Consider the following 16,794-nt stretch of genomic DNA (forward strand, 5'->3'; position numbering starts at 1 on the left):
ACCGCCCTACCCCACCCATCAGTTCACGTTCATGACGCATCTGGCGCGGAGGCTGGAGGCACGCATGAGTACGACCACCCACACCCCGTCCGAACCCGAGGGGCCACCCCATCCGGCCACGGCCGCCGGCACCCGCCCGGCCCGGCTGATCCGCAACGAGTCCACCACCGAGATCCCGGTCCATCTGCTCTTCCGCGACGACCCCGAGGGCCACGACCGGCCCGGGGCGGACGATCCCGTACGGGTGCCGCCCAGGCCGGCCGTGGTGGGGCGCCGCCAGGGCACCGGCGAACTGCCGCGCGCGAGCCGCCCGGCACCGGCGCGGCGCCCGCTGCCCCGGATCGACCCGGAGCTGGCGGAACGGGAGGCGCGGGTGCTGCCCGGGGCGGCCGGGGTGCTCGCCGGGGCCTGCGGGGTCACCGGCTGCCTGGCCGCCTCCTGGTGGGCGGGGGTGCTGCCGCCGCTCGCCGCCCAGGCGCTGCGCCTGCCGGAGCCCGCGGGCACGGGGCTCGGCCCGGCCCAGTGGGCGGCGTACGCCGGGGCCGGGCTGCTCGGCGCGGCCGGGTTCGGCGGGCTGGCCCGGGGGCGCACCGGACGGGCCTGGGTGGTGGGCCTGTTCGGCCGCTACCGGGGGACGGTTCGGCGCACCGGGCTGCTCTGGGTCAACCCGCTGCTGCGGCGCCGCCGGGTCGACGTACGGCTGCGGCACTGGCGCAGCGAGGCGATCCCCGCGACCGATCCGGGCGGCACCCCGCTGCGGGTGGTGGTGCTCGTGGTGTGGCGGGTACGGGACACCGCGCGGGCGGTGCTCGGCCTGGAGGACCATGAGCGGTATCTGCGCGAGTGCGTGGAGGCGGCGCTGGCCCGGGTACCGGTGGAGCCCGCGGGCGGCGGGCGGGGCGGGCCCGCGGCGGCGGGGGCGACGCTGACCCGGCTGGTGACGGCGGAGACCGCGCCCGCCGGTCTGGAGGTCTACTCCGTGCGGCCGCTGCGGGTGGAGTACGCCCCGGAGGTCGCGGCCGCGATGGAGCGCCGCCGGATCGCCGCGCTGGACGCCCGGCAGCGGGCCAGCATGCTCAGCTCGGTGGTGGACTCCGTGGAGGACACGGTGACCCGGCTGACCACGCGCGGGCTGGTCGAGCTGGACGAGTCGGAGCGCAAGGTGCTGGTGCGGGATCTCACGGTGGCGTTCTGCGCCGGGCACGGGGAGCCATCGGTCTCCGCCACCGGTATGGACATGCTCAAGTGCCGCCCATAATCTGTGACTTGGTCTAGACCTTCCCCTGCACGGCTCAGTGAACTCCCCACGTTCTCCAGGAGCAGCAGTATGCGCATCAAGACCAGAATGTCCGCAGTCGTGCTCGGCGCGGTGACCGTCGGAGCGTTCGCGCTCTCCACCGGCGGCGCCAGCGGGCACGGCTACACCGACCTCCCCATCAGCAGGCAGAAGCTCTGCGCCAACGGCACGGTCAAGGGCTGCGGCGACATCCAGTACGAGCCGCAGAGCGTCGAGGGGCCGAAGGGCTTCCCGGCCGGTGGGCCCGCCGACGGTCAGCTCTGCAACGGCGGCGTGGACCGTTTCACCCAGCTCAGCTCGCCGACCACGCCGTCCGGTGCCGCCTGGCCCACCACCCAGGTGACCGGCGGGCAGTCGTACACCTTCCGCTGGCAGTTCGCGGCCCGGCACGCCACGACGGACTTCAAGTACTACGTCACCAAGCAGGGCTGGAACCAGAACCACCCGCTGTCCCGCTCCGACCTCAACCTCACGCCGTTCCTGACGGTGCCCTACAACGGCCAGCAGCCGCCGGCCACGCTCAGCCACAGCGGCACCCTGCCGACGGGCCTGTCCGGACACCACGTGATCCTCGCGGTGTGGACGATCGCCGACACGGGCAACGCGTTCTACGCCTGCTCGGACGTCAACTTCTGAGGCATGCGAAAAGCCCCTCACCGAGGTGAGGGGCTTTTCTTCGGGTGCGCCGCCAGGGACTCGAACCCCGGACCCGCTGATTAAGAGTCAGCTGCTCTAACCAACTGAGCTAGCGGCGCGTGACTCTCGCCTTCCGCTCTTCGCGGCCGGCGACGAAGAAAATACTACCTGGTCTTCGGGGGTGCTGGTGACCACCCGGGGGCCGGCCGGGAACCGCTCAGAGGGCCAGCGACAGCAGCACCGGCGCCGCGTTCCGGTTCAGAGTGTCCGCGGCGTGTTTCAGGCGGTGCGCGTGCTCCACCGGCAGGGACACGGCGAGGCAGCCCACCGAGGCGCCCGCGGTGATCGGGACGGCCGCGCAGACCGTGCCCACCGCGTACTCCTGGAGGTCGAGCACCGGAACCGTCGGCGGCTGGGACTCCAGGCGGGACAGCAGCAGCTTGTCGCTGGTGATGGTGCGCGAGGTGAGGCGGGCCATCTTGTGCCGGGCGAGATGGTCGCGGCGCCCGTTGTGGTCCAGCTGGGTCAGCAGGCTCTTGCCGACCGCCGTGGCGTGGGCCGAGTAGCGGAAGTCCACCCACTCGTTGACCGCGGGGGCGGCGGGTCCGGCCGCGTACTGGGTGACCTTGACCTCGCCGTCCACGTACCGGCTGATGTAGACCGCCGCGCCGACCGAGTCGCGCAGCCGGTCCAGCATGAGCTGGAGCTTGTCAAAGAGGGCACGCTCGCGGTCCTGGGCCGAGGTCAGCCGGCGCAGCGTGTCACCGGTGACGTACGCGCCGCCGCCGATCTGCTCCACGTACCCCTCGCGGCGCAGCATCCGCAGCAGCACGGTGAGCCGCTCGGGGCCGAGTCCGGTGTGCCGGGCCAGCTCGGTCTCGGTGACCCCGGCGGCGGTGCGCGCCACGGTCTCCAGCACGCGCAGCGCGTCCTGGGCGGAGTGGTACGGGGCGGTCGGCTCGTGCATCAGCGCCACGGTGGGTCCCCTCTGCGCTCGCTTGCTGGGCCGTGGATTCCGGACGGTGCGGCGCTACCACGATAACGGGCGAACGGCCGCCGGGGAGGGGGCGTTGACAAGTTTCCGGCTCGTCCCCCTCACCCCGGCGGCCGTCTCAACTGCGGCGCAGATCCAGTGGCATATGCCGAAGTCATTCCCCGGCGGCCGGACCTCGCCCGTTGTCCGGGCCCCTCACGGCAGCGCTTTCACGGCAGCGCTCTCACGGCACCGACCTCACAGAACCGCGCCGAGGAATTCCCGGGTCCGCTCCTGCTCCGCTGCCGCTGCCCGCCGGGTCAGTGGCCGGGCACGTACCCGCGGCTCTTGTCGACCACGTTCACCAGGGGTCTGCCCGCCGCCCAGCGCTCGTACAACTCCACGAACTGCCGCCCGAGTTCATCCCGCCGGCCCACCGTCTCCCCGCTCATGTGCGGGGAGACGATCAGACCGGGCAGGTCCCACAGCGGGCTGCCGGGCGGCAGCGGTTCGGCGGCGAACACGTCCAGGGCGGCGCCCGCGATCCAGCGCCGGGTCAGGGCGCGGGCGAGCGCGTCCTCGTCCACGAGATCGCCGCGCCCCACGTTGACGAAGAACGCCGAGGGCTGCATCACCCCGAAGACATGGGCGCCGAACATGCGGTACGTCGCTTCCGTCAGCGGCGCCGCCGCGATCACCCAGTCCGCGCGGGAGACCAGCCGGTCCAGGTCGGCCGGGCCGTACACCCCGGTCCGCGGCACCCGTCCGACCAGCGCCGTCGTCACACCGAGCGCCTTCAGCAGCCGTACGATCGCCCGCCCGATGGGCCCCGAACCGACCACGCAGGCACGCGTGCCCGCCACCCGCCGGCTCTCCCGGGGCCGCCACACCCGCTCCCGCTGCTGCTCCAGGGTGCGCGGCAGATCCTTGGCCACGGCCAGCACCAGCGCCGCCACGTACTCGGCGACCGGCTGGTCGAAGATCCCGCGCGCGTTGGTGACCACCGTGCCGGACGCGGCCAGCTCCGGGCAGAGCAGATGGTCCACGCCCGCGCTCGCCGTGTGCACCCAGCGCGGCCGGGGCCCCGGGCCCGGCCATGCCTCGCGCACCGCGGTCGAGGTGAGGTCCCACACCAGCAGCGCGTCCGCGCCCGGCAGCCGCTCGGCCAGGTGCGCCGCGTCGGTGCGCACGATCCGGGCCCGCCCGGTCAGCCGGCCGAGCCGGGGCGGCGGCCCGGCGTCCAGCACGAGCAGGGTGGGCACGCTCCCCGTCCGGGACGGTTCCCGGTGTCCGTCGGGACGGCTTCCGACGTCCGGCATACGCGGCTCCCCGGCGGTCCGTGGCGGGTGCGTCCGAGGCGCCGTGGAGGTGCCCTCCGGCCGTCCGGGACGCACGGATCGCCCACGCTCGCACCCGGCACCCCCGGCGTCAACAGGGGGACGCCGGTATCGGTTGCCCCGCCCGCGAGCCGGTGGCCGGTTCCCGTTCGACCGCGGGCCGTGGCGCCGGGTGCCCGGCCGGAGGAGGCGCGCCCGGCCCCGCCGCTGTCGGCCGATCAGGTCATGAGGTGGGCTGCCGCGCGGAGGCTGGGTACCCGGGCCGCGGGGCCGCTCCCGGGCGCCTTTCCCGAGAGGGGGCGCGCGGAGCGTCCCGTACGCCCGACCGCACGCAGGAAGGCTGGACATGACCGCACTCGGATTCCTCTACCCGGGCCACTTCGCCGAGGACGACTATCCGCGCATCGAGCAGCTCCTGGGCAGCGACATCCGGGTGGACCTGGTGCACACCGAGCTCGGCGAGGACGCCCTCCGGGTCGAGACGCTGCGCGGGGCGGGTTCCGCCGAGCGGCTCGGCGCGGGCATGGAGCGGCTGCGGCTCGCCGGCGCCGAGACCGTGGTGTGGGCGGGCGCCGGGGGCGGCTTCGTGCACGGCTGGCAGGGCGCCCACGACCAGGTGCGCACCCTGGCCCGGCTGGCCGGGATGCCGGCCTCCTCGACGTCCTTCGGCTTTGTGCACGCGGCCCGTGAGCTGGGGGTACGACGGGTCGCCGTCGGCGCCACCTACCCCGAGGAGATCACCGCGCTGTTCGCGGAGTTCCTGCGGGCCGGGGGCCTGGAGGTGACCGGGACGCGCTCCTCGGGGATCGGCACGGCCGCCGAGGTCGCCGGCTGGGGCGAGGAGGAGGTGCTGACGCTGGCCCGGGACGCGGACGACCCGCACGCGGAGGCGGTGCTGCTGCCGGACACCGCCCTGCACACCGCCGCCCACCTCGGCCTGCTGGAGAAGTCCCTGTCCAAGCCGGTGCTCACCGCGAACCAGGTCACCGTGTGGGAGGGGCTGCGGCTCGCCGACCGCCGGGTGAACGCGCCGGAACTCGGGGCGCTGTTCACCAGGGAGCGGCTCGTCCAGGTATGAGAGGCGGCCCCGGCGGCCGGGGCGGACCCGGCGCACGGGGCGGCCGGGGCGAGGCGGGAGCGGCGGGCCGGGGAGCGCGACGGAATATCCGGGGAGAGCCACCTGTTACGACACACCGGCACAGCACACGCCGGAAACAGGAGGCCCCCACCGTGGCGGCAGACGAGGCAGCTCAGGCACCCGAGAACCGCGAGACCGCGGACGGCATCCGGGGTACGGCGCACGGCACCGCGCCCGTCCCGCTCTCCGCCCTGGACCTGGTGACCGTCGGCGCGGGCAGCACCGCCACCGACGCGCTGCGCACCAGCGCCGAGCTGTCCCGCCGCACCGAGGCCCGGGGCTTCCACCGGTACTGGGTGGCCGAACACCACTCCATGCCGGGCGTCGCCTCCTCCTCACCGGCCGTGATCCTCGCGCACCTCGCCGCCCACACCGAGCGCATCCGGCTCGGCTCCGGTGGCGTCATGCTGCCCAACCACGCCCCGCTGGTGATCGCCGAGCAGTTCGGCACGCTGGAGGCGCTGGCACCGCACCGGATCGACCTCGGCCTCGGCCGCGCCCCCGGCACCGACGGGGCCACCGCCGCCGCCCTGCGCCGCAGCGACACCCTGAACGAGGGCGCCGACGACTTCCCCGAGCAGCTCGCCGAGCTGATCCGCTTCCTGGACGACGACTTCCCCGACGGCCACCCCTACCGGCGCATCCACGCGATCCCCGGCCCGGTGCAGGGCAGCGCCCCGGGCGGCGTCCAGTCCGCGCACCGCCCGCCGGTGTGGCTGCTCGGCTCCTCCGGCTTCAGCGCCCAGCTGGCCGGGATGCTCGGCCTGCCGTTCGCCTTCGCGCACCACTTCTCGGCGCAGAACACCGTCCCCGCGCTGGACCTGTACCGCCAGACCTTCCGCCCCTCCCCGGTGCTCGCCGAGCCGTACGCGCTCATCGGCGTCTCCGCCCTCGCCACCGACGAGGAGCGCGAGGCCCGCCGCCAGACCCGCGCCATGGCCCTCAACATGCTCCGCCTGCGGATGGGCCGCCCCGGCCTCTTCCCCGACCCCGCGGAGGCCGAACGGACCGAACTCGGCGCCATGGAGGAGGAGTTCATCGCCTCCTGGTCCGCCAACGTGGTCCACGGCACCGCCGACGAGGTCCGCTCCGGCCTCGACGACCTCCAGAAGCGCACCGGCGCCGACGAGTTGATGATCACCACGCACGCGCACCGGGGCGAGGTGCGCGTGCGCTCGTACGAACTCATCGCGGACGCGTACGCGTTGCCGAGGGCCGGGCAGTAGTCCCTACGGCACCGAGCACGCCGCCCTCAGGTGGTGGCGGTGTACGCCCGCGCCCCCAGCAGCTCGGAGATACGATCCGGCGGCACCGGGCGGGAGTACAGCCAGCCCTGGCCGGTGTCGCAGCCGATGCGGCGCAGGCGGGTGGCCTGGGCGGAGGTCTCCACGCACTCGGCGGTGACCGTGAGGCCCAGCCGGTGGGCCAGCTGGATCATCGCCTCCACGATCACCTCGTCGGCGGGGTTGGGCGCGGCCCCCTTGGACGCCTCCTCGTACTGGAAGCCGCGGACGAAGGAGCCGTCCAGCTTCAGCGCCGAGACCGGGAGCCGGCTGAGGTAGGCGAGGTTGGAGTAGCCGGTGCCGAAGTCGTCGATGGCGATCCGCACCCCCATGTCGCTGAGGGCCTGCAACGCCTGGAGCGGGCGGCCCGCCGAGCCCATCACCGCGGACTCGGTCAGCTCCAGCTGGAGCAGATGCGGGGCCAGTCCGGTGTCCGCCAGGGTCTGGGCCACATCGGCCACCAGGTCGGAGTCCCACACCTGGCGCACCGCCACGTTCACGCTGACGAAGATCGGCGGCTCCTCGGGATGGGCCAACTGCCAGCGGCGGGCCTGCCGGCACGCGGTGACCAGCGCCCAGCGGCCGAGCTGCACGATCGAGCCGTCCTCCTCGGCCAGCCCGATGAACCGATTCGGCGTCAGCGTGCCGAACTGCGGGTGGTGCCAGCGCACCAGGGCTTCCACCCCGGACAGCCGGCCGTCCTCCATGCCGACCAACGGCTGGTACTCCAGGGCGAATTCACCCCGCTCGATGGCGGGCCGCAGCGTGGAGGACAGCGCCTGCCGGGTCATCCGGTGCGCGTTGCGCTCGGGGTCGAACAGCGTCCAGCGGCCCTTGCCGTCGGCCTTCGCCCAGTAGAGCGTCGTGTCCGCCGCCTGCATCAGACCGGTCGCCGTGGTGCCCGCCGCGTGCCGCTCCACGACCCCGATGGACGCCGTCAGCGACAGCCGCTGCCCGGCCAGGTCGAAGGGCTCCTGGAGGGCCTCCAGCGCCGACTCGGCGAGGTCCGCGAGCTGTTCGGTGCCGGTGGAGTCCTCCACCAGCAGCGCGAACTCGTCCCCACCGAGCCGGGCCACCAGGGGAGTCGCGGTGCGCGCGTACCCGGCGTCGTCGGCGACCCTGTTCAGCCGCTCGGCCACGGCCGCGAGCAGCCGGTCACCGACGCGATGGCCGAGCGTGTCGTTGACCGCCTTGAACCCGTCGAGGTCCAGGTAGCACAGGCCGATCCGCCCGGTGCCGCTCTGCTCGTACGACTCCGCCTCCAGCGCGGCCGAGAGGCGCTCGAAGAACAGGGTGCGGTTGGGCAGCCGGGTCACCGGGTCGTGCATCTGCAAGTGCCGCAGCCGCGCCTGGAGTTCACGGCGGGCGCTGATGTCGGCGACGGACAGCAGCACGCCCGCCCCGCCGTCGGTCAGGGGGACCACGGTGAGCTGCACCCACACCGAGCCTCCCCCGGGAAGTTTCAGCCTGCGGGTGCAGCGCAGTCTGGCCTGCCGCCCGCACAGCACCTCCCGATAGGCGTGCCAGGAACGGGCGTCGGCGGTCAGGTCCACCAGATCCGCGGCGGACCGGCCGGAGAGTGTGTCGCAGTCGGTGCCGAGCAGCTCGCCGAAGGCCGGGTTCGCGCGCAGGACGAATCCCTCGCGATCCACGACGGCCATGGCGAGCGGCGCCGCTCCGAAGACACGGTCGTAGGTGATGTGATCACTGTCTGTGACGGCTGACCGGTCGAGGTCTGCCGCGGGCGTCGGCCCTTCGGACGTTCCGCTCACCGCTCGCTCCCGCAGTGCACTCGATCTCTGTCCGTGCCGGAAAGTGTGCCGATCATAGAGGCTGGCCCCGGGCCCTTCCAGCCATCATCCAGTGTCCCGGACCGGACAGACTTTCTGACAGATCGTTTCTGCCCGCACCTGGACGGGTTATTGAGGCCATCGACCAGTTGTGACGTTCCGTGAGTGAATCGGGGGTGTCGAGCGCCGTAGTGCGCCGGCGCCCAAATGGGGAGCGCTCACCCTTCTGGTGCAGACAAACAGGGCATCGAGTGGCGAAACGCAGCAACCTGGGTGCGGGTCTGTCCAACCGCGTCCGGAGGTCATGTCCGTGCCCCTGCTGCGCAGCACCGCCGCCGTGTGCACCACGCTGTCGGCGCTGGCCGCGACCTCGATCTTCACCGGCCCGTCGGTCGCCGAGCCCTTCTCCACCGCCCCGTGCGCCCTGCACCGCACCGAGGCCCACCACTCCGAGGGCGTCGACTCCTGGGATTCCGGCTACGCGCGCCCCACCCGGGCACTGGACGCGGTGATGATCTTCCTGTCCTTCCCGGACGGCACCCCGCGCACCACCCCGGCCGAACTGACCGCCGACCACTTCCCGGGAACCAGCCGCTACTTCGAGCAGGCCTCCTACGGCAGATTCACCCTGCGCCCGCACCCGCTGTCGCACTGGCTGCGTATGCCCCGTCCCTCGACGGCGTACGCCGTACGGCGGGACTGGGCCGCCGAGGACCGGGCCGCCTATCTGAACGACGCGTTCAAAGTGGCCGACAAAGCGGTGGACTTCTCGCGCTACCAGGTGGTGTACCTCGTCGCCGACCCGGACGCGCCCGGCGTGGACTCCGACGCCACCAAAGTCGTCAACCTCGATACGCCCTTCCATGTGGACGGCACGGATGTACGGCGGGTCGTCACGGTGTTCGAGAAGCATCCGCCGGACCGGCTGGTCCTCGCCCATGAGAGCGGCCATGTCTTCGATCTGCCCGACCTCTACCACCGCCCGGCCGACGGCAAGGGCGACTGGGACACGTACGTCGGCGACTGGGACCTGATGGGCAGCCAGTTCGGGCTCTCCCCGGACCTGTTCGCCTGGCACAAGTGGCGGCTGGGGTGGCTGGACCCGCGCCAGGTGGTGTGCGTGCGCGGCGCGGGCCCGACCCGGATCACCCTGGAGCCCCTCGCCGCGGGGCCCGGCGTCCCCGTGCGGGGCGCCGGCGGGGCGCCCGCCTTCGGGCTCGGCGACGGGGTGAAACTGGCGGTGGTGCGCACCGGCCCCGACAGCGCCCTCGCCTTCGAGGCCCGTACGGCCGCCGGCAACGACCGCGCCACCTGCCGCGAGGGCATCCTCGTCTACCGGGTGCGCAGCGGCGCGGAGTCCGGCGGCGGCCCCATCGAGGTCGTCGACGCCCACCCGCACACCTCGGCCTGCCCCGACGACTCCGTCTACCCGCCCCTGGCCGACGCCCCGGTCGCCCTGGGGGAGAGCTTCACCGTCCCGGGAGCGGGCGTGAAGGTCGAGGCGGAGGACCGGACGGCTTCGGGGGCGTGGACGGTGAGGATCACGCAGCGGATCAGGGGCTGACCTCTCGGCCGACGTCCACCGGGCCGACCTGATGACGGGCGTGGGCGGCGAAGCCCCCACACCGCGCGGCGAAGCCGCGCAAAAACAGCGATGGCGAGTTCGGACCGCGTTTTTTGCGGTCCGAACTCGCCATCGCTCTCGCGTGCGCCGCCAGGGACTCGAACCCCGGACCCGCTGATTAAGAGTCAGCTGCTCTAACCAACTGAGCTAGCGGCGCCTGCTGACGTCGTAGACCTTAGCATCCTGGCCGGGGGGAGGAAAAATCGATATCCGCACCGCCGCCCTGGCCGCCCGCACCGCCGCCCACAGCAGCACCTCCGGGCCCGGTAACCAGGGGTGACGCGCGTCCGGGGCGACCAGCCAGCGGGGGTCGGCCGAGGGGCCGCCGTCCGGTGCGGGGACGGTCACCGCGTCGCCCGTGCCGTGGCAGAGCAGGGGCGGTACGGCCGCCGCCCGGTGCGAGCCCCACTCCTCCCAGGCCAGCAGCGAGGGCAGCCGGTGCGCGGTGCCGGGGGCGCAGAACAGCAGCATCCGGCCACGGGACATCGCGACCGGGCCGGAGCCGGGGCCGTTGTCCCAGAGCCGGTCCAGCATCCGGCGCCCGAAGACGACCGGGGCGCTCACCACGTCGAAGACGGTGCCGCAGGGCAGGACGGCCGGGGCGGGCGCGCGCCGGGGGTACGGCCCGGCCGAGGCGAGCCAGGCGGCGCCGTCGGAGGTGACGCGGGTGACGTTCGGAGTACCGCTCATGCCGACCAGATCTACCGGCAGTGAGCAACCGGTTCTGCTGAGTTGCGGAAAACCGGGACAGGAGGAGGGGGGAGGAGGTATCTTGCCCGCCTGGCATATGCCAGATGACGATCACGTCGGTTTATCGCACCGGGATCACACGGGGTCGGCGCTGGTACGGCCCTCGCTGTTCCCGCGCATCAGATCCCGGCCGAACTCGACCATCTTCTTGGCATAGTCCTCGGTCCACTCCGCGCGCTCGGCGATGTCGGCGGCGGTCAGCCGGTCGAACCGGCGCGGGTCGGCGAGCTGGGCGGCGGCGATGGCCTGGAACTCCACGGCACGGTCGGCGGCCGCGCGGAACGCCTGGGTCAGCTCCGTCGCCCGGGACAACAGCGCCCGGGGATCCTCGATGGACTCCAGCTGGAAGAAGTGCTCGGGATCGGCGGCCGCTTCCGCGGGCTCGAAGATCAGGGGCGCGGGGCGTAGCCGCGGTTCGTTCCGACGCGGCGTGGGCTCCGCCATGTCTTCATCTCCTCCTCGTACGGCTCTGACGACCGGGCCCCGCGGGTCTGCCGGGCCATCGTCCATTGTCTCGCGTGTGCGCAAGGGCGCTGCCGCGTGTGGGGGCCGCCGTCGCCGTCCGCCGCCGTGGCGTCCCGCCGTGGCGTCCCGCCGTGGCGTCCTGCGGGTCCGGTCCGCTGTGGCGGGCCGCGCAGTTCCCCGCGCCCCTGGGAACCGCGGTGCCCCCCCGGCTGCCACGGCCCCGGACCCCGCTCCCGCCCGCCGGCGCGTCCTGTGCTCCGCCAGGTGCGCCAGCACCGCGTGGTTCGCCTCCCAGCCGTCGGGGCTGTTTTCATCGGCCGCCTGCGGGGGCGTGCCGGACTCCGTCCGGCGCGGGGGCGGCGCGGGGCTCGGTGCTCGGTGGACAGGTGTCGCCGCGTCGCTCATGGCCGCCAGCGCGTCCTGTGCTCCGCCAGGTGCGCCAGCACCGCGTGGTTCGCCTCCCACCCGTCGGGAAACTTGACCAGCGTGCCCAGTTGGACCGGTTCGGTGGAGGGGTAGTCGTCCAGGAGGTCGCTCACGCCCTCGCGGCAGACCACGACGCAGGCGTGCCGGTGCCGGGAGGCGAGGACGCACAGGCGGCCGGTCTCCAGGTGGAAGGCGGTGGCGTCGGGGCGGCCGGAGAGCGGGTGCAGGACGACCGTGATGTCGTACTCCCGGCCCTGGAGCCGGTTCGCCGTGTCGACCGTCACCTCGAAGACGCCCAGGTCGGCCAGCGCGGAGCGGACCGCGGCGGCCTGGTCGCGATGGGCGGTGCCGACGGCGATCCGGGCGGCGGTCAGGGGGGCCGGGTCGGGTGAGCGCTCGGAGAGAGCCGCGCCGCCCCGGTCCAGCAGGCGGCGGACGACCGCGGCCACCGCGCGCACCGCTTCCGGGTCCGTGCGCGGGGTGTGCCGGGCGGGCAGTTCCAGCAGGCCCCAGCCGGTGGCGGCGGCCTCGTCGATCACCCGGTCGGGGCCCGAGCCGTCGGAGGGCACCGCGAAGGTGAGCCGCCGGTCACCGGGCCCGGTACCGCTGCGGAACGGCGTGTACGGGTAGAACGCGTCCGAGACCAGGGGCGCCGCCGACGCGGGCAGCCGCCAGGAGACCGGCAGCCGGTGCTGCGGCAGCCCGGGGTTGTGGGCGAGCAGCGTGGTGACGGCGGAGGCCGAGGGGTCGTACGACAGCCCCGCCCACTGCTCGCTGCCGACGATCGCGAACGGGTCCAGCTGGCCGGGGTCGCCCACGAACAGCGCCCGCTCGAACAGGCCCGCCACCGCGAGCAGCGAGTCGGAGCGCATCTGGTACGCCTCGTCCACGATCGCGTGCCGCCAGGGCTCGTCCACCTTCACATGCGCCCACTTCGCGGCCGTGGACAGCACCACCGGCAGCCCGGCGAGGTCGGCCGCCTTCGCCGACGTACGCACCTGGGGCAGCTCGTCCAGCGCCCTGTCGTACGCCTCGGCGTCGCTGCTGTGCAGCCGGCCCACCGGCAGCCCGGGGTTCTTCTCGGCGAGGCGCAGCACCAGGTCGTCCACCTGGGCGTTGGTCTGTGCCACCACCATCAACGGGCGCCCCGCGTCCGCGAGTTCGAGCGCCGCCCGCACCACCAGGGTCGACTTGCCCGCGCCGGGCGGCGAGTCGACCACCACGCCCCGCTCGGTGACGTCCAGCGTGTCGCGGAGGATCGCGTCCGTGGCACGGGCGGCGGCGGCCCCGGGGTCGACGTCGACGGTCGTCACAGCACATCCTCCTCGGTGATCGGGTCGGCGGCCTCCGCCACGGCCTCACCGGGCGGCCCGCCGTGCGTCCACGGGGTCTCCTCCGGGTCGGGCAGCTTCGCCCCGCCGCGCTGCTCGTGCTCGAAAAGGGTGAAGCAGACCCGGTCGCCCTTCGCCGGCACCGAACCCGGCTCCGGCTCCTTGCCGCGGCCCATCTTGTCCAGGATCCGCAGCACGAACACGTCCTCGGCCGGCTGCTCCACGAACTCCGCCGACTGCGGACGACCGGCCAGCGAGCGGTACACCTTCGCGCGCTCCGCCAACTGCGGCCGGTCGTCGGTGCGGACCGTCACCAGCGGGCGCGGGCTCGGCCGCCTGCCCTCGCTGTAGGCCATGACGACCTCGGTCACCTCGCCCGCGAACGCCTCCCCGGCCAGCCGCCGCCCGGCCATCACCAGCGGATCGTCCAGCGCCTCCTGCGCCTCCAGGCGGGCCTGTTCCCGCTCCCTGGTGGCCAGTTTGTTCGCCGCCGTCACCGCGTCGTCCCGGCGCGGCTGCGGCGGCTCCCCGGCCAGCACCCGGTCCCGGTGCCCGGTGAAGGACCAGCGGTCCCGGATCCAGCGCTCCTCGGCATGCCCGCCCTCCGGCAGCGCCCGCAGCAGGTCGAGGCCCCGCCACACCGCGTCCCAGGTGGGCTTCGTCTGGCTCTCGATCAGCTCGCGGATCTCCCGCTCGGCCCGGGTGAGCGCCCCCAGCCGGTCGTCGGCCTCCAGCGGGTCCTCGGCGGCGGCGAGGGCGGTGCGCGCCCGGTCGTACCGCTCGATCGCCGGGGCCAGCAGCTTGTTGTCGAACGCCGGGTCGGTGGCCGGACCGGCCGGCGGGCACCGCAGCTGCCCGGCCGGGTCCCGGGCCAGCTCGGCCGCCCGCGCGGCCTCGGCGCCACTGGTGCCCGCCGGGGGGTCGAGCCAGGCCAGCAGCGCGCCCAGATGCTGGTCCTCAAGACTCGACTGGCCACTCGCCCAGTGCCGGGAGAGCACATCGGTGAGGGCGAGCAGCAGCGCCGAGCCGGGGACCCGGGACCGCTCCCCGTAGTGGGTGAGCCAGCGCCCGAGCAGCGGCACCCGGGGCGGCGCCGGATAGGGCGCCTCGGGGTCCTGCTCGGCGGTGCGGCGGAACCGCATGGAGCGGCCCAGCAGCCGGACGAACGCCAGGCCCGCGCGGCTCGGCACGATCAGCTGGGGCGCGTTTGCGCACAGCTCCGTCTCGACCTTGACCCGCTTGCCGGTCTCCGGGTCGGTCTCGGTGCGCTCGGCGGCCTCCACCTCGGTGGCGTAGGAGTCGATGTACGGCAAGATCACGTCGGCCAGCTCGGCGAGGAACGTGAAGCGCAGATCGCGGTCCCGGGGCTGCGGTACGACCAGCAGCCGGGGCGCGTCCCGGTCGGTGCCGACCAGCGCGCCGAGCGGGGCACCGGCCTCGCCCGCGGTGGTCAGCGGCACGAACACCAGCGGGTGGGCGGAGAGGTGCCGGTGCCGCACGGTCGCGACGGGCTGCGCCCGGCCGCTGCCGACGGCCTCCAGGCGGGCGAGGGTGTCGATCAGCGACATACGGCCGCCACCTCCCGCCCCCGGGCCTCCTGGAGCGCCTCCGCGCGCAGGGCCGCCGCCCGGCGCAGGGCCGCGACCGCCGGATCGTCCGGGTCGCCCAGCTCGCCGCGGGCCGCCGCGAGGACGTCCTCGACCGTGGTCAGACCGCCCAGTTCGGCGCGCAGCGGGCGGCCGAGACGGGTGACCGCACCGGCCGCGCGGGCCCGCTCGCGGCAGTGGAAGGCCAGCTCACAGGCGGACAGGCACTCGGGCGCGTACGTCGCCGGGACCGCCGCCACCGCCGCCGTCAGCTCCTCGGCGTCCCGGTCGGGTGCGAAGCAGGTGCCCTCGGGCAGCGCGTCGGCGATCTCCTCGATCCGGGTGAGCCGGGCGAGCTGCCGCGCGGTGACCGCGCGCTGCTTGCGCACGTCCACGGCAGAGCCGGCCGGCAGGTTCGAGAAGTCCTCGGGGCACACCAGCAGCACCCGGTGGCGCACCCTCGGGGCGGGGTCGAGGCGGGCGGCGACGTCCTCCAGGGCGAGCACGTACACCGCGGCCTGCCGGGCGGCGGCGCCCACCTTCGCCGGGTCCGCCGAACCGTCCAGCATCGGGAAGGACTTGATCTCCACCACGGACCAGCTGCCGTCCGGGTGCACCACCACCGCGTCCGGCTCCAGGAACGCGAGCGAGCCCGCCACGTCCAGGGCGAGCATCGGGTGGTCCAGCAGCGTCCAGCCGCCCGCGCGGGCGGCCTCGCGCAGCGCGAGCGCCGTGCGCGCCGTACGGCCCTCGGGGCCCTGGGCGGTCAGGTCGGGCACCGCGGCGGATTCCGGGGCCTCGGCGCCCGGGTCGAGCCGGGTGTGCGCGAGGCGCAGCAGCTCGGCGCCGCCGTCGGCCTTCACCTTCGCCTCGAACGCGTTGCCCCGGGTCAGCGCGAACTGCGACTGGCCGAAACCGGAGGGCGCCCCGAGCGCGCTCGCCAGCTTGGCCTTGTCCACCCCGGCGCCGTCCAGGATCGCCCGTCTGCGGCACCCGGGGTTCGCGGCCAGCGCCGCGAGGGCGCGCGCGTCCAGGGCCTTCGCCGGTACGTCGGCGCCGCGCAGCTCAGCGAGCCGCTGCCGGAGCCCCGTCGCCCGCGTCCGTGGGGGAGGGATCGGGCTCGGCTGCGGCGCCGGGCCGCGACTCGCGCTGCCGTGGAATTCGCTCACCCGCGGAAGTCTGGCATCCGCCACTGACAATCGCGGAACCCCCGGCCTCCGCGACGGCTCCGAAGCCCTTGAACAGCCGGGCCCGGACCAGGTCGACGGCCCGCAGCACACGCGGCGCGAGCAGGTGGCCGACGCCCATCACGGCGATGCCGGCGAGCGCGTCCAGGAGGTAGTGGTTGGCGGTGCCCATGACGACCAGCGCGGTGCCCAGCGGGTAGAGCACGGCCAGCACCTTGGTGAGCCGGGTGCCGCCGTGCCGCCACAGCATCACCCCGCACCACAGCGCCCAGCCGACGTGCAGGCTCGGCATCGCCGCGTACTGGTTGGTCATGCCGCCCAGGCCGCGCGGGGCGCTGGCATCGCCGCCCCACCAGCCGTACGAGCTGTAGTGGGCCATGGTGTCCACGAAGCCCTCGTCCGCGGCGAGCAGCCGGGGCGGGCAGGTCGGCACCAGGGTGAAGCCGATCAGTCCGATGAACGTGGACGTCATCAGCCAGGCGCGGGCCCGCCGGTAGTACTCCGCGCGGTTGCGGAACAGCCAGATCAGGATCGCGGGCGTGACCAGGTAGTGCAGCGAGGCGTACCAGAAGTCCGCGGGTATCCCGAGCCAGGGCTCGCGGGTGAACAGGCGGTTGAGAGGGTGCTCGGCGTTCAGGTGGAGCAGCTTCTCGGCGCGCAGCAGCGCCAGGCCGTGGTCCACGGCGTCGTCGACGTCGCCGCGTACCAGGAGGCGGCCGGCCGAGTAGCAGCCGTAGACCAGCAGGAGCAGCGGCAGCTCGGTCCACCAGCGCAACCGGGTGCGGGGCGCCACCTCGGTGCCCGGTGTCTCGGTCTGCGCCATCCGATCGCCCTCCCCCTTCTGCGGTACGGCCGCCCCGGCGGGCGACCGTGCCACTTTACGGTGTCCTTCTCGTGCCCACGCAGGTGCTCCGGAGTCCTCCGGTGCGGACGGCCCCGGCCCACAAAGACGCCGGGACCGGGCGCGGGGT

The 16,794-nt window shown here is 74.2% G+C and carries 14 protein-coding genes and 2 tRNA genes; 5 read left to right on the forward strand and 11 right to left on the reverse strand.

Features of this window, described 5'->3' with window-relative positions; genetic code table 11:
* The first annotated feature begins 64 nt into the window (after window positions 1-64).
* Window positions 65-1,258 (forward strand): SPFH domain-containing protein, encoded by a 1,194-nt coding sequence (locus QHG49_RS22105; RefSeq protein WP_159701663.1) that lies wholly within the window; start codon window positions 65-67, stop codon window positions 1,256-1,258.
* 69 nt (window positions 1,259-1,327) lie between these two features.
* On the forward strand, window positions 1,328-1,933 hold the full coding sequence (locus tag QHG49_RS22110; RefSeq protein ID WP_301490882.1) for a lytic polysaccharide monooxygenase: 606 nt from the start codon (window positions 1,328-1,330) through the stop codon (window positions 1,931-1,933).
* A 45-nt stretch (window positions 1,934-1,978) separates the two neighbouring features.
* Here QHG49_RS22110 and QHG49_RS22115 read toward each other — a convergent pair.
* The 3 genes from QHG49_RS22115 to QHG49_RS22125 form a co-directional block, all read right to left on the reverse strand.
* A tRNA-Lys gene (locus tag QHG49_RS22115) sits at window positions 1,979-2,052 on the reverse strand.
* A 98-nt stretch (window positions 2,053-2,150) separates the two neighbouring features.
* On the reverse strand, window positions 2,151-2,909 hold the full coding sequence (locus QHG49_RS22120) for an IclR family transcriptional regulator (protein ID WP_301490883.1): 759 nt from the start codon (window positions 2,907-2,909) through the stop codon (window positions 2,151-2,153).
* Between the two features lie 317 nt (window positions 2,910-3,226).
* Window positions 3,227-4,225, reverse strand: a complete 999-nt coding sequence (locus QHG49_RS22125; RefSeq protein ID WP_301490886.1) for a D-2-hydroxyacid dehydrogenase — start codon at window positions 4,223-4,225, stop codon at window positions 3,227-3,229.
* A gap of 364 nt (window positions 4,226-4,589) precedes the next feature.
* Between QHG49_RS22125 and QHG49_RS22130 the strand changes: the two genes are divergently transcribed.
* Entirely contained in the window at window positions 4,590-5,321 is a 732-nt protein-coding gene (locus QHG49_RS22130; RefSeq protein WP_145485334.1) for a decarboxylase, read from the forward strand.
* Window positions 5,322-5,473: 152 nt separating this feature from the next.
* Window positions 5,474-6,607, forward strand: a complete 1,134-nt coding sequence (locus QHG49_RS22135; protein WP_301490888.1) for an LLM class flavin-dependent oxidoreductase — start codon at window positions 5,474-5,476, stop codon at window positions 6,605-6,607.
* Window positions 6,608-6,633: 26 nt separating this feature from the next.
* Here the strand turns inward: QHG49_RS22135 and QHG49_RS22140 are convergent, their stop codons facing one another.
* Window positions 6,634-8,436 carry a bifunctional diguanylate cyclase/phosphodiesterase gene (locus QHG49_RS22140; protein ID WP_145485336.1) on the reverse strand — a complete coding sequence of 601 codons (1,803 nt, stop codon included), beginning with the start codon at window positions 8,434-8,436 and terminating at the stop codon, window positions 6,634-6,636.
* Window positions 8,437-8,758: 322 nt separating this feature from the next.
* Between QHG49_RS22140 and QHG49_RS22145 the strand changes: the two genes are divergently transcribed.
* Window positions 8,759-10,018, forward strand: a complete 1,260-nt coding sequence (locus QHG49_RS22145; RefSeq protein ID WP_301490890.1) for a M6 family metalloprotease domain-containing protein — start codon at window positions 8,759-8,761, stop codon at window positions 10,016-10,018.
* A gap of 143 nt (window positions 10,019-10,161) precedes the next feature.
* Here the strand turns inward: QHG49_RS22145 and QHG49_RS22150 are convergent.
* The 7 genes from QHG49_RS22150 to QHG49_RS22180 all read right to left on the reverse strand — a co-directional run bounded on the left by QHG49_RS22150 (window position 10,162) and on the right by QHG49_RS22180 (window position 16,646).
* Window positions 10,162-10,235 (reverse strand) — tRNA-Lys (locus tag QHG49_RS22150).
* Complete coding sequence (locus QHG49_RS22155; RefSeq protein WP_145485338.1) at window positions 10,226-10,768, reverse strand: hypothetical protein; 543 nt, start codon at window positions 10,766-10,768, stop codon at window positions 10,226-10,228. Before QHG49_RS22155 ends, QHG49_RS22150 begins: the two co-directional genes overlap by 10 nt.
* 135 nt (window positions 10,769-10,903) lie before the next feature.
* Window positions 10,904-11,272, reverse strand: a complete 369-nt coding sequence (locus QHG49_RS22160; RefSeq protein WP_111584456.1) for a hypothetical protein — start codon at window positions 11,270-11,272, stop codon at window positions 10,904-10,906.
* A 422-nt stretch (window positions 11,273-11,694) separates the two neighbouring features.
* Window positions 11,695-13,032, reverse strand: a complete 1,338-nt coding sequence (locus QHG49_RS22165; RefSeq protein WP_301490893.1) for an AAA family ATPase — start codon at window positions 13,030-13,032, stop codon at window positions 11,695-11,697.
* Window positions 13,029-14,618 carry a hypothetical protein gene (locus QHG49_RS22170; RefSeq protein WP_301490895.1) on the reverse strand — a complete coding sequence of 530 codons (1,590 nt, stop codon included), beginning with the start codon at window positions 14,616-14,618 and terminating at the stop codon, window positions 13,029-13,031. The genes QHG49_RS22165 and QHG49_RS22170 overlap by 4 nt, the downstream gene beginning before the upstream one ends.
* Window positions 14,609-15,751 carry a hypothetical protein gene (locus QHG49_RS22175; RefSeq protein WP_159708199.1) on the reverse strand — a complete coding sequence of 381 codons (1,143 nt, stop codon included), beginning with the start codon at window positions 15,749-15,751 and terminating at the stop codon, window positions 14,609-14,611. Before QHG49_RS22175 ends, QHG49_RS22170 begins: the two co-directional genes overlap by 10 nt.
* Window positions 15,702-16,646, reverse strand: coding sequence for a phosphatase PAP2 family protein (locus QHG49_RS22180; RefSeq protein ID WP_159701645.1), 945 nt, complete (start codon window positions 16,644-16,646; stop codon window positions 15,702-15,704). Before QHG49_RS22180 ends, QHG49_RS22175 begins: the two co-directional genes overlap by 50 nt.
* Window positions 16,647-16,794 lie beyond the last annotated feature (148 nt).

Source organism: Streptomyces sp. WP-1, assembly GCF_030450125.1.
Taxonomy (GTDB): Bacteria; Actinomycetota; Actinomycetes; order Streptomycetales; family Streptomycetaceae; genus Streptomyces; species Streptomyces incarnatus.